At 48.1% G+C, this 11,909-nt stretch carries 10 protein-coding genes and 1 tRNA gene; 3 read left to right on the forward strand and 8 right to left on the reverse strand.

Annotated elements, in window-relative coordinates; translation table 11 throughout:
- Window positions 1–105 precede the first annotated feature (105 nt).
- Window positions 106–178 (forward strand) — tRNA-Pro (locus DW657_RS13435).
- Between the two features lie 22 nt (window positions 179–200).
- Window positions 201–1,160: a helix-hairpin-helix domain-containing protein gene (locus DW657_RS13440; protein ID WP_118312980.1), complete on the forward strand. Its 960-nt coding sequence runs from the start codon at window positions 201–203 to the stop codon at window positions 1,158–1,160.
- A 97-nt stretch (window positions 1,161–1,257) separates the two neighbouring features.
- Here DW657_RS13440 and DW657_RS13445 read toward each other — a convergent pair whose 3' ends face one another.
- The 6 genes from DW657_RS13445 to DW657_RS13465 form a co-directional block, all read right to left on the reverse strand.
- The gene (locus DW657_RS13445; RefSeq protein WP_118312982.1) at window positions 1,258–2,613 is read right to left on the reverse strand and encodes a sodium-dependent transporter; all 1,356 of its coding nucleotides are present in this window, start codon (window positions 2,611–2,613) and stop codon (window positions 1,258–1,260) included.
- 100 nt (window positions 2,614–2,713) lie between these two features.
- A complete protein-coding gene (locus tag DW657_RS13450) occupies window positions 2,714–4,075 on the reverse strand; it encodes a sodium-dependent transporter (protein WP_118312984.1) in 1,362 nt (453 codons plus the stop codon).
- A 209-nt stretch (window positions 4,076–4,284) separates the two neighbouring features.
- Entirely contained in the window at window positions 4,285–4,770 is a 486-nt protein-coding gene (locus tag DW657_RS13455; protein WP_118312986.1) for a CYTH domain-containing protein, read from the reverse strand.
- Between the two features lie 47 nt (window positions 4,771–4,817).
- Window positions 4,818–4,967 carry a hypothetical protein gene (locus DW657_RS18190; protein WP_187360447.1) on the reverse strand — a complete coding sequence of 50 codons (150 nt, stop codon included), beginning with the start codon at window positions 4,965–4,967 and terminating at the stop codon, window positions 4,818–4,820.
- 29 nt (window positions 4,968–4,996) lie between these two features.
- Window positions 4,997–6,121, reverse strand: a complete 1,125-nt coding sequence (gene prfB / locus DW657_RS13460; RefSeq protein WP_117662464.1) for a peptide chain release factor 2 — start codon at window positions 6,119–6,121, stop codon at window positions 4,997–4,999.
- Window positions 6,122–6,147: 26 nt separating this feature from the next.
- The gene (locus tag DW657_RS13465) at window positions 6,148–7,956 is read right to left on the reverse strand and encodes a long-chain fatty acid--CoA ligase (protein ID WP_118312988.1); all 1,809 of its coding nucleotides are present in this window, start codon (window positions 7,954–7,956) and stop codon (window positions 6,148–6,150) included.
- Between the two features lie 130 nt (window positions 7,957–8,086).
- Here DW657_RS13465 and DW657_RS13470 point away from each other — a divergent pair, with 130 nt between their 5' ends.
- Window positions 8,087–9,151 (forward strand): M20 family metallo-hydrolase, encoded by a 1,065-nt coding sequence (locus DW657_RS13470; RefSeq protein WP_118312990.1) that lies wholly within the window; start codon window positions 8,087–8,089, stop codon window positions 9,149–9,151.
- Between the two features lie 50 nt (window positions 9,152–9,201).
- On the opposite strand, the gene DW657_RS13475 is transcribed toward DW657_RS13470, so the two are convergent.
- Window positions 9,202–10,950 (reverse strand): murein hydrolase activator EnvC, encoded by a 1,749-nt coding sequence (locus DW657_RS13475; RefSeq protein WP_117662459.1) that lies wholly within the window; start codon window positions 10,948–10,950, stop codon window positions 9,202–9,204.
- A gap of 41 nt (window positions 10,951–10,991) precedes the next feature.
- Window positions 10,992–11,888: a DUF4292 domain-containing protein gene (locus DW657_RS13480; RefSeq protein ID WP_118312992.1), complete on the reverse strand. Its 897-nt coding sequence runs from the start codon at window positions 11,886–11,888 to the stop codon at window positions 10,992–10,994.
- Window positions 11,889–11,909: the final 21 nt, after the last annotated feature.

Here is an 11,909-nt window from a genome sequence, read left to right on the forward strand (position 1 = left end):
AAGTGAAAAACTTTTCAAAAAAGATAAAAAAGTGCTTTTTTATTTGGTATTATGGAGATTTTGGTGTACCTTTGCACCGTCTTTGTACTCATAAGTACCACAAAACGGGATTTAGCGCAGTTGGTAGCGCACGTCGTTCGGGACGATGAGGTCGCTGGTTCGAGTCCAGTAATCCCGACTCACCTATAAAATCGGAGCTTATGAAGTTCAAAGACATTTTTTACCTTCAAAAGAAAGACCGACAAGCTCTCCTCACCCTGCTTGCCATTATGATTGTGTGTGTTTCTCTCACGTTCCTGATTCAGGAAAAGCAGAACGATGCTCCTGTGACTTCCCAACTAGACTCCACAAACAGCAATCAAGAGAAAGATGCATCATCTGCCAAAATCCATCACGCCTCCAAATCTCATCCTTTATACAGCAAAGAAGAAGGTATGGTGCACGAACTCTTCCCTTTTGATCCCAATACGGCTAGCGCTGAGGATTTCGAACGGCTGGGATTAGAAAGCTGGCAAGCCAGAAGCATCATCCGTTTCCGGGAGAAAGGCGGCATCTTCTCCCGCCCATCCGATTTCGCCCGGGTCTATGGCATCACCAAGAGAACCTACGAGGTGCTGTTGCCGTTTATCCAGATAGCCGATGATTACAAGCCTGCGGCTGATTTCTACGGAAAAGAAGGATATGGAAGAAGCGGAAGGCACAATACACCTTATTATAATAATAGAAGAAACGATGATACCAAGGTTTATAGTTATCCACATAAGCTGAGAGCCAACGAGCATATCGAAATCAATGGTGCCGATACGACGCTGCTGATGAAGATTCCCGGTATAGGCAGTTACTATGCCAGCCGCATCGTAAGATACAGAGACCGGCTGGGAGGATTTGCATCTGCCCAACAGTTGGAAGAGATCGATGGATTGCCCGAATCTTCCATTGCCTATATCAAGATTGACGAGCAGCAAATCCGCAAGATGAATCTCAACAAGTTAACGCTCAACCAGCTCAAGAAGCATCCCTATCTCAACTTCTATCAAGCCAAGGAAATCTGTGATTATCGCAGGCTGAAAGGTCCACTGCATAGTATAGAAGACCTCAAACTGCTGAAGGATTTCCCACCAGACGAAATAGAAAGGTTGAAGCCCTACATCTGTTTCTAGCTATCCGGCAAGACCTGCATATAAAAAGTAAGGGCAAAAGCATCGTACCCTATTGGCGTACGGTGCTTTTGCCCTTACAAGACTATATGATGAGGAACTAAATGATTCCAAACTGATGCAGGAAGATCAGGAAGATGCAGATTGGACAGATGAATCGGATGGTAAAGAGGAAGACTGGGAAAAGCTTTCCACTTACCGTATTCCAGTTGGTGAATTCATCACGTACAATCTTCTTTGGTACATACCAGCCCAGGAACAGGCAGGTGATGAACGAAGACAACGGCATCAGAAGCTGCGCCGTCAAATTATCACAATTGGAGAGAAAATCCTTACCGAAGAAGCCCAATCCCTCTACCGCTCCCTGAGAAAGAGAACAGAATACTGCGATAACACCACAGACTATCGTCTCAACCCAGGCTCCCTTCGCACGACTTACCTTGCCCTCTTCATAAATAAAGGCGGTACCAATCTCGTGCATCGAGATGGTAGAGGTAAGAGCAGCCAGCACCAACAAGCCATAGAACAATACAGAGATGATGTAACTAACCACCGGCATATTGCCAAAAGCCTGCTGGAAAACATTAGGCAGGGTGATGAAGATAAGCGACGGACCACTATCCGGCTGAACTCCCACAGAGAAAGCTGCAGGGAAGATCATCAATCCTGCCAATACGGCTATGACCGTATCGATGGTTACAATCTGAGTGGCTGATTTCAAGAGATTCGTCTGTCGGTTGAAGTAAGAAGCGTAGGTGCAAAGACATGCCGTACCCATACTCAGCGAGAAGAAAGCCTGTCCCAAAGCCTCGAGCAGCACATTCTCATCTACCTTGCTGAAATCCGGTTTCAGCAGGAACTCCACTCCCTTCATCGCCCCCGGCAATGAGCAGGAAGCAATCACGATGACCACCAACAGGATGAAAAGCAGTGGCATCAAGATCTTGGATGCCTTTTCAATACCGTTGCGAACACCGCGAACCACCACCATGTGGGTGAGCAGGATAAAGCCTAAAGCCCATAATACAGGACGAATCGGATCGGATGCAAAGGTCTGGAAATAGCTTTTTACATACTCCGGATCACCATGCACGCCGCCGATGATACTTGCATAAAGATACTGCAAGCACCAGCCTGCCACAACGGAATAAAATCCGAAGATGATCATGGAAGTGATGATGCCCATCAATCCCAAGGCACCCCACGCCTTATGCTTACCCAGATTGGTATAAGCACGGGCTGCATTGGATGCAGAATGACGACCGATGATAAATTCGCTCAGCATACCCGGCAAACCCAGCAGAATGATGCAGACTAAATAAATCAGGATGAAGGCTGCGCCACCATTCTGACCAGTCATATATGGGAAACGCCAAATGTTTCCCAATCCCACAGCAGATCCCGCCGTGGCGAGAATAATGCCTAACTTGCTTCCGAAATTTCCTCTTGTTTCCATTATGTTAATGTTAAATGTGTAGGATCTATGTTTATTGAAGAACTACACCTTATTATATATACCTTAATATTATATATACCTTACGTCCAAACTCCGATTATCACAAAACTCCAAACTGGTTTAAGAACACCAGCAAGATGAGGATTGGGCACACGAACTTAATCAGGAAGAAATAGATGCCAAAGAGGCGACCCTTCAAGGTTCCCCAGTTGGTAAACTCATCCTTTAAAATCTTCTTTGGTACATACCATCCCAGGAACAGACAGGTAAGCAAGCCTCCCATTGGAAGGAAAATCTGTCCGGTGATGAAATCAAACCAATCGAAAAGCGTCTTGCCCAACCAGGAAAGCTTATCGGTAGCTCCCAATGAGAACGAACAGAATGCACCAATGATGGCACAGGAGATGGTTACAATCCAAGCACCCTTCTTACGGTCGATCTTCAACTCCTCGTAGAAGAACGAAGTATTCACCTCGTGCAGCGACATCAGAGAGGTCAATGCTGCCACTGACAGAAGTACATAGAACAGCAGGGAGATAATCCATCCCAATACAGGAAGTGCCGCAAACGCCTTGTTGAAGACATTCGGCAAAGTGATGAAGATGAGTGACGGACCACTATCCGGCGAAATACCAACAGAAAAGGCTGCAGGGAAAATCATCAGACCCGCCAATACTGCAACCATCAAGTCGATGACTGAAATCTGCAATGCCGACTTAAAGAGATTGGTCTGGCGACTGAAATAAGATGCATAGGTACAGATGCAACCCATACCGATACTCATAGAATAGAACGACTGTCCCAAGGCATTAAGGAACACATTGCGATCTACCTTTCCAAAATCAGGCTTGAGCAGGAACTCGACACCCTTGCCCGCATCAGGCAACAGGCAGGAAGCCACAACGATGATGAGCAGCAGGATGAAAAGCAGCGGCATCATCACCTTGGATGCCTTTTCGATACCGCCACGAACACCATGGATAATCACGAAATGACAAATCAGGAAAATAACCACCGTCCACAATACAGGACGGAACGGATCGGCAGCAAACTCCTGGAAATACTGAGTCACATAATTGGCATCACCATGCAGTTCGCCTATGATGCTGGCATACACGTACTGAAGGCACCAACCCGAAACCACGGCATAGTAACCCGTAATCAGGAAACCCGTGAGCACTCCCAGAAATCCCACCCACTTCCAGGCTGTGCCATTGGCAAGCTTGGCGTAGGCGCGAGCTGTATTGGAAGCACCATGGCGACCGATGATAAACTCCGAAATCATACAAGGGATGCCGAGCAAAAGCACGCATCCGATGTACACCAAGATAAAGGCTGCGCCACCTTCCTGACCAGCCATATAAGGGAAGCGCCATACGTTACCCAAACCTACGGCACCACCAGCGGTAGCAAGAATCATTCCCAACTTACTACCAAAACTACCTCTATTTGAATCTGCCATTTCGTTTACTTTCTCCTTATTATTTTTTAATCCTTATTATTTCTTTTAAAAAACTTAGATTCTTCTTTATTATTTCACATCAAACTCACAGCGCTATTATATCTTTCTTAACGCTTTAGCTCTTTGACGCTGCAAAATTATAAAAAATAATCCAAATAAGCGTATAAATCGAAAGTAAATTATGCAAAATCCTAAATAATTATGCAATTTTATAGCAAATCACGCCATTTACAGAATGGATTTGTCAAAAGATGCGAATTATAGAAGCGTTTGTCTCCTGTAACTTCGCGATCGATGAAATCCGGTTTCTCGTAAGTTTCGGTCTCGCTTTCCAGTTCAACCTCCGCCATTACCAAGCCATCGTTGTCACCATAAAACTCGTCCACCTCGAAGATATGTCTGCCACTTTTCACGAGATAGCGGCGCTTATCAATCACACCTCCCTGGCAAAGCTGCAGGAGATGCTGCGCCTCGTCCATGGTAATCTCCTTTTCAAACTCATAGCGGGTCATTCCGCCATTCACCGACTTCCCCTTGATGGTAAGGTAAGCCTTGTCGTCTCGGGTGCGAACACGCACCGTAGCCCCTTCAGCCGGAATATATCCCTGCTGGATATGACTACTAGAAAAGGCGGCGCTTTTGTAAGCGTCGCCCTTCTTGACGAGGAATTTTCTTTCTATTTCCAATCCACTCATTTCTTACTCATTTTATGCAATAGAAGCTTATTATGCGATAGAAGCTATTATGCAATCGAAGCTGCATAGATGGCAAAGAGAGCACCCAGTACAATCAAAGAGATGAAAATCCACTTTACTACTTTCTCGCCCTTGGCAGCCTGCTTCTTCTGATAAGCCTCATGCTTGGCTCTTCTTAAATCTTTATTTCCACTCATAGTTATCTTATTTTTAGGTTGTTATAATTCTATTGTTCGTCATCGGTAGTTGGGAACTCCATCAGGTATGCCTTGATGAAATCATCTATCTTGCCGTCCATAACGCCATCCACATCAGAGGTCTGATAGTTGGTACGATGGTCTTTCACACGACGGTCATCGAAGACATAGCTTCTAATCTGGCTTCCCCATTCTATCTTCTTCTTGCCAGCCTCTATCTTCGCCTTGGCTTCGAGGCGCTTCTTCATGGCGCGGTCGTAGAGTTGACTCTTCAAGAGCAACAATGCCTTGGCACGGTTCTTCGGCTGATCGCGGGTCTCGGTGTTCTCGATGAGGATTTCTTCCTCCTCGCCCGTATCAGGATCTGTGTACCAATAACGCAGACGGACACCCGACTCCACCTTATTTACATTCTGACCACCGGCACCACTCGAACGGAAAGTATCCCAGGAGAGCTTGGCAGGATCTACATACACCTCGATGGTATCATCCACCAGCGGAGTAACGAAGACACTGGCAAAACTGGTCATTCGCTTGCCCTGAGCATTGAAAGGAGATACACGCACCAGACGATGCACACCATTCTCGCTCTTCAGATAGCCATAGGCGAACTCGCCGCCCTCGATGGTCATCGTCACGCTCTTGATACCAGCCTCATCGCCTTCCTGCATATCGGTGATGGTTACCTTGTAGCCATGAGCCTCAGCCCAGCGCATATACATACGCATCAGCATCTGGGCCCAATCCTGACTTTCCGTACCACCGGCACCGGAATTGATCTTGAGCACGCAGTCCATCGGATCTTCCTTCTGGCGAAGCATATTCTTCAACTCCAGGTCTTCGATGGCCTTGATAGCCTTGCCGTAATCGGCATCCACCTCTTCCTCGGTCACCATTTCGTCCTTATAGAAATCGAAGGCGAGCTTCAATTCATCGGCATAAAGGCGCACGGTCTTATAGCCATCGAGCCATTTCTGGATGCTCTTCACCTTCTTCATCTGTTCCTGCGCATACTTTGGGTCTTCCCAAAAGTCAGGAGCCTGGGTGCGGAGCTGCTCCTCCTCGAATTCTACTTTCTTCTGGTCGATATTGAGATAATGATGGAGAGCATCGGCTCTGTCCATCACATCTTTCAACTGGTCAGCTGTAATCATTAACTTTGCATTTTAAAGTAAAACCATTATTCCTCATACATCTTGTCAATCTCCGCCTTATAGTTCTTGTTGATGATAGGACGGCGAATCTTCAATGTATTGGTCAACTCTCCCGACTCCATAGAGAAATGGTGAGCCAGGAGCGTGATACGCTTGATCTGCTCATAATAAGCCAGGTGCTGCTGAAGAATCTGGATGCGGTCCATCAACATCTTCTGCACCTTCTCGTTGGCACACAGGTCCTCACGGCAGGCAAAGGCGATATGATGCTCACGAGCCCAATCCTCTACGAGGCGGAACTCAGGTACAACGAGGGCTGAAACGAACTTGCGCTGGTCGGCGATGACTGCCACCTGATCGATGAACTTATCCACCAGGAGCAAAGACTCCACCTGCTGCGGAGCGATATATTTACCATTCGAAGTCTTGAACAAATCCTTGATACGCTCGGTGAGGTAAAGCTCACCATCCTTCATATAGCCGGCATCACCGGTATGGAAGAATCCATCCTTATCGAAGGCCTTGGCATTGGTGGTATCGCGATGATAATATCCTGGAGTGATGGTAGGTCCCTTGAGGAGCACCTCGTTATCCTCACCGATCTTGACCTGGATGCAGGAGATAGGACGACCCACCGAACCCAGACTGTGCTTCTTGTCGAGATGATCGCAAGATACGGTAGCAAGACTCTCTGTCAAGCCATAACCCACCACCATATTGATACCGATGGCATGTACGAATTCCTCCACCTCAGGACTTACGTAAGCGCCTGCCGTAGGGAAGATATTAGGATTATCCAAGCCCAACTGCTTGCGCACGATGCTCAGGATAGTCTTGTTGACAATCTTATATTCCAGCTCCAGAGCCAGAGGAGGACGCTTACAGTTGGCGATATAATCAATGTTACGCTTCTTTCCCACAGCCAAAGCATGATAGAAAAGTTTCTTCTGGATAGGACCGGCATCATCCATCTTAGCCTTCACGGCGATATACACCTTCTCCCAGAAACGAGGCACACTGCACATACAGGTAGGGCGCATCTCGCGCATACTCTCCTGAATCTCCTGTGGATAGGTATTGATGATGAGCTGGGCACCCTCACTCAAGCAGAGATAAGACCAGGCACGCTCAAAGATATGGGTGAATGGAAGGAAATCGATGACTCGATCCTTGTCGGTAACAGGCACACACTCATTGTTGGCCTTCAATGCAGCTGCATACTGACTATAGGTCAGCATTACGCCCTTGCTGTCACCGGTAGTTCCACTGGTATAAAGGATATCAGCCAAATCATCCATATTTGCCTGCTTGTAGAGCTCCTCTACCTCCGTCTGACGAGGAAGATTCTCACCCAACTTCAGAAAGTCCTTGAAATAGAGGGCTGCAGGGTCATGTGTACTGATGCGCACACTGGAATCGAAGATGATGATGCGCTCCAGGGATGGGCAGAGGGCAAAGATACGATGTGCCTTGTCATACTGCTCCTGTTCGCCAACGAAGAGAAAGCGAATCTGGGCATCATTGATCATATATTGAATCTGCTGCTCACTACTGTTGGCATAGAAAGGTACTGCAGTAACCCTGATACCGTATGCACCGAAATCGGTGTACAGATAATGCACACAGTTCTGCGAGAAGACAGCTATTTTGTCTTGTGGTTTAGCCCCAAGATTAAGAAGGGCATTGCTCACTTGTTTCACTCTTAGGGAAAACTGATTGAATGAAACCGTTTGCCACTGGTCACTACCAAACTTCCTGAAGGTAAGCGCAGGCTTATCTCCCCACTTCTTAGCAAGGTCATGAACCAGAACCGAAAGATGACTATTAATTTGCATAAGCTTAGTATTATAATATTGGTGCAAAGATAATAGAATTTGTTAAGAACACAAAATAAAATGTTGGTTTTTCCACTTTATATGCTCTTTTTTTCGTAACTTTGTCCCCAAAACATTAAAAAGAGAGATTATGATGACACAGGAACAATATGTTAGCGATGCGGTGCAACTGCTCAAAAAGCTGATTGCCACTCCATCGGTAAGCCGCAACGAAAAAGATGCTGCCGACATCATGGAGCAGACCATCCGCAGCTATGGTTTCGAACCGCAGCGCGAGGCAAACAACCTCTGGATTATCGACCCTCACTACGATGAGAGCCGTCCTACCTTGCTGCTCAATGCCCATATCGACACCGTGAAGCCCGTGGCTTCGTGGAGTCGCGAACCTTTTTCTCCAGATGTAGAAGATGGCGTGCTTTATGGACTGGGTAGTAACGACTGCGGTGGCGGATTGTGTTCCCTTCTCCAGATTTTCCGAATGCTGACGGAGAAGCCGCAGAGCTACAACCTGATTTATCTGGCTTCCGCCGAAGAAGAGGTTTCCGGAAAGGATGGCATCACACGTGCCCTACCCTTGCTTCCACACATCGATCTTGCCATTGTGGGAGAACCTACAGGCATGAATCCTGCCGTAGCCGAAAAGGGACTGATGGTGCTGGATGTGATTGCTCATGGCAAGAGCGGCCATGCGGCAAGAAACGAAGGAGTGAATGCGATCTACGAGGCACTGGATGACATGCGCTGGATTCGTGATTACAAATTCGAGAAGGTAAGCGAATTCCTGGGTCCTACCAAGATGACGCTCACCGTAGTGAATGCCGGAACCCAGCATAATGTGATTCCAGACAAGTGCACGATGCTTGTGGATATCCGAACCAACGAGTTTTACGACAACGAGGAGGTTTACGAGTTTATCCGCCAGCACCTCAAGAGCGAGGTAAAGGCACACAGTTTCCGTCTGAAGTCATCACGTATCGACCCGGAGCATCCTCTTATCAGGAAATGTGTAGCTATGGGTATGAAGCCATTCGGAAGTCCTACCCTCAGCGATCAGGCATTGATGCATTTTCCATCCTTCAAGCTGGGGCCGGGCGAATCTTCCCGCTCCCATTCTGCCAACGAGTTTATCCGCATCAGCGAAATACGCGATGCCATTGCTAAATACGAAACCCTCTTAGATGGCGCTGCCATCTAAGAGGGTTTCCTCTATCTGTCTATACAGGTAACCTTGAGATTTCCTATATTTTATCTTCCCAGCCAAGCCTCAGGATTGAGTTTGGCAGTCTCTTTTCTAAGCTGGAACTGTAGGATGTTATCAGAGCCTACACTACCCAAAGCCTGACGGGTACTAACCTTCTGACCCTTATGTACGCTGACCGATTTCAGGTTGCAATATACCGAGATGTAGGCACCATGGCGAACCAGGACATTCCACATACCACCGTATCCGAAGACGGCACTCACCTCACCATCGTAGATGCTGCGAGCCACACAACCCGGCTTACCCTGGATATTGATACCCTTGTTGTCGAGGGTAACGCCCTTCAATCCCTGAACATTATACTGTCCGAAGTGGCTCACGATGCGATAACCGCCGCTGATAGGCATAGGCAATCTGCCACGGTTTGCCTCGAATCCACCACTCAACATTCTATCTACCGAACTCAAGGTTGCCGCTTCCTGCGCCTCCTTCTTGGCAGCAGCAATCTCACGGGCCTGACGCTCCTCATCCGCCTTGGCTTTCAGCTCAGCAGCCTTGCGGTCAGCTTCCGCCTTCTTAGCCGCCTGTTCGGCAGCAGCTTCACGAGCCGCCTGTTCTGCGGCAGCACGCTGAGCAGCTTCGGCAGCAGCACGGGCCTTAGCCTGCGCCTTTGCTTTAGCCTTCGCCTCAGCCTGGGCAGCAGCTTCTTCCTGCGCCTTTCTAGCAGCCTCGGCAGCAGCACGAGCCTCCTCGGCAGCCTTTCTTCTTGCCGCCTCTGCAGCAGCCTCACGAGCCTTCGCCTCAGCAATACGACGTGCATTCTCCCTTGCAGCAGCCTCAGCAGCAGCTTTCTTACGCGCCAGTTCCTCTGCACGCTTCTTGGCAGCAGCGGCTGCAGCTGCCTTGCGCTTAGCCTCGGCAGCAGCACGGGCACGAGCCTTGGCTACTTCCTGCTGGATCAGGCGGTCGATCTGAGCATTGATGGCAGCATCCTTCTGGCGCTGGTCGGCGATGACAGCCTGAATGGTCTTCTGCTGCTTCTGCAGTCCGTGTACCATCTCCTGCTGCTGGGTCTGCTTGCCTTCGAGCACGGTCTTCTCCTGCTTGCCCTTATATAATAAGGTATTCTTATGTCCCTTTACATTCTGCAACTGCTTGTGCTTATCGTTCACCTGCTGCTGCTTAGCCTTTACAGCCTCGCCCTGCACCTTCTGATAAGAAGAGTACTGGCGGATGAACGAGAGACGGCGGTACATCTGGGTCAGGTTCTTGGCACTGAAGATAAACATCAGCTTGTCCTGCACCGTATGATGCCGGCTCATATATCGCATAGAACGGATATACTTGTTCTTTCTATCCTGCAACTGCTGCTGAAGGGTCTTCAACTGCGCCTGCAGGATACCGATGTTTCCATTAATATGATGAATATCCTTCTCGATACCTTCAATCTTCTTCTGACTCTGGTCTATTTCGCCATTCAGCGCCATCAGGTCTTCCAGGCGCTTTTTCACGTCAGCCTTGTTCTTGCGCAAAGCCTGCTCCTGCTCCCTGATTCTTCGCTGGATATCGGCACGCTGCCCCTGCAATCCTCTGATAGAAGCATTGCTATAGGTAGCAGCACGGCGTTCTGCCTTGGTAGGTGCCTTGGCACGGCGAGCCGCCGGTTTTCTTTGAGCCTGATGTTTACGATTGGCAACAGCGGTTTTCTTCACCGGCTTTTTATGCACCGTTTTCTGCGCATAGGGAGCAAGCGAGAACATGATTGCCAATAGGAAAAATATAATTCGCTTCATTATTCAATACATGATTTCATTGTTTTCTTTCGCGACAAACACTACATATTCATCAGTTTGCCGAGTACATCCTCTGGAGCCACCTTCTTGTACTTGTCAGACACTTCGGTCTGTGCCTCCCATTTACTGTCGGTCTTCACGCTCTTCATATCGATGTTGATCTTCACCACCTGAGGCTTGTTGTTCACCATAGCAGAGAGCGTAAGATTCTGGGTAGCCGGGAACATCTTCACACCCACGCTCTTGAAATTGCTGTATTTCAGATTGAGCTTGGCTGCGCTGGTGCTTCTGTCCTGATACACCACATTGGCCTCGGTGATTCTGCCCGAATTACGGTTGGCTGTCCAGGTATAGTTCAGTTTACCATATTGCAGAGCCACAGGTACATTCTCACCCACAGCATCCAGGTTGGCAGAGAACTTCTTCAGGTCTGCATCTGTCACCTTCTTGGTTCCAGGCACGAGCAACTGGTTCCAGAAGAGTGCCTGGAGAGAATAGAAGTTTACGCCCTGCTTCTTCAGGAAATCCACCTGGGTATAATCTGCCTTGATGTATTCCTTGTGAAGGCGGTCGATGATCAGCACATAGTTAGGGGTGAATTCCAGTCTTCCCACTTCTGTACCCAGGATAGGGATGAAGAGCTGGATGCGGATTACCTCATCCTTGCGCATACTCAACTTGCCCGGCACGGTGATGTCCTTATCTGCTGCCTGCAGATTGAAATTCATATTGCCCACAATATTATTGGTATAAACCTGATTATCTGATACTTTCTGAACGAAAGCCAGATTCCTGAGCGCAGCCGACTGCTCCGCCTTTGTCTCGGTCTTCTTATCGTTGGCATTCACCTTTCCAGCTCCTTCCATCTTCTTGGTAGTGCCGCAGGAAGCCATCAGCAGGAGTGCCGCAGCAGCTACTGCCATATTCATCTTCTTCATTGTATATTGTTTTTTTTTATT

Origin of the sequence: Prevotella sp. AM23-5, from assembly GCF_003473645.1 — a bacterium.
Lineage (GTDB): Bacteria > Bacteroidota > Bacteroidia > Bacteroidales > Bacteroidaceae > Prevotella > Prevotella copri_A.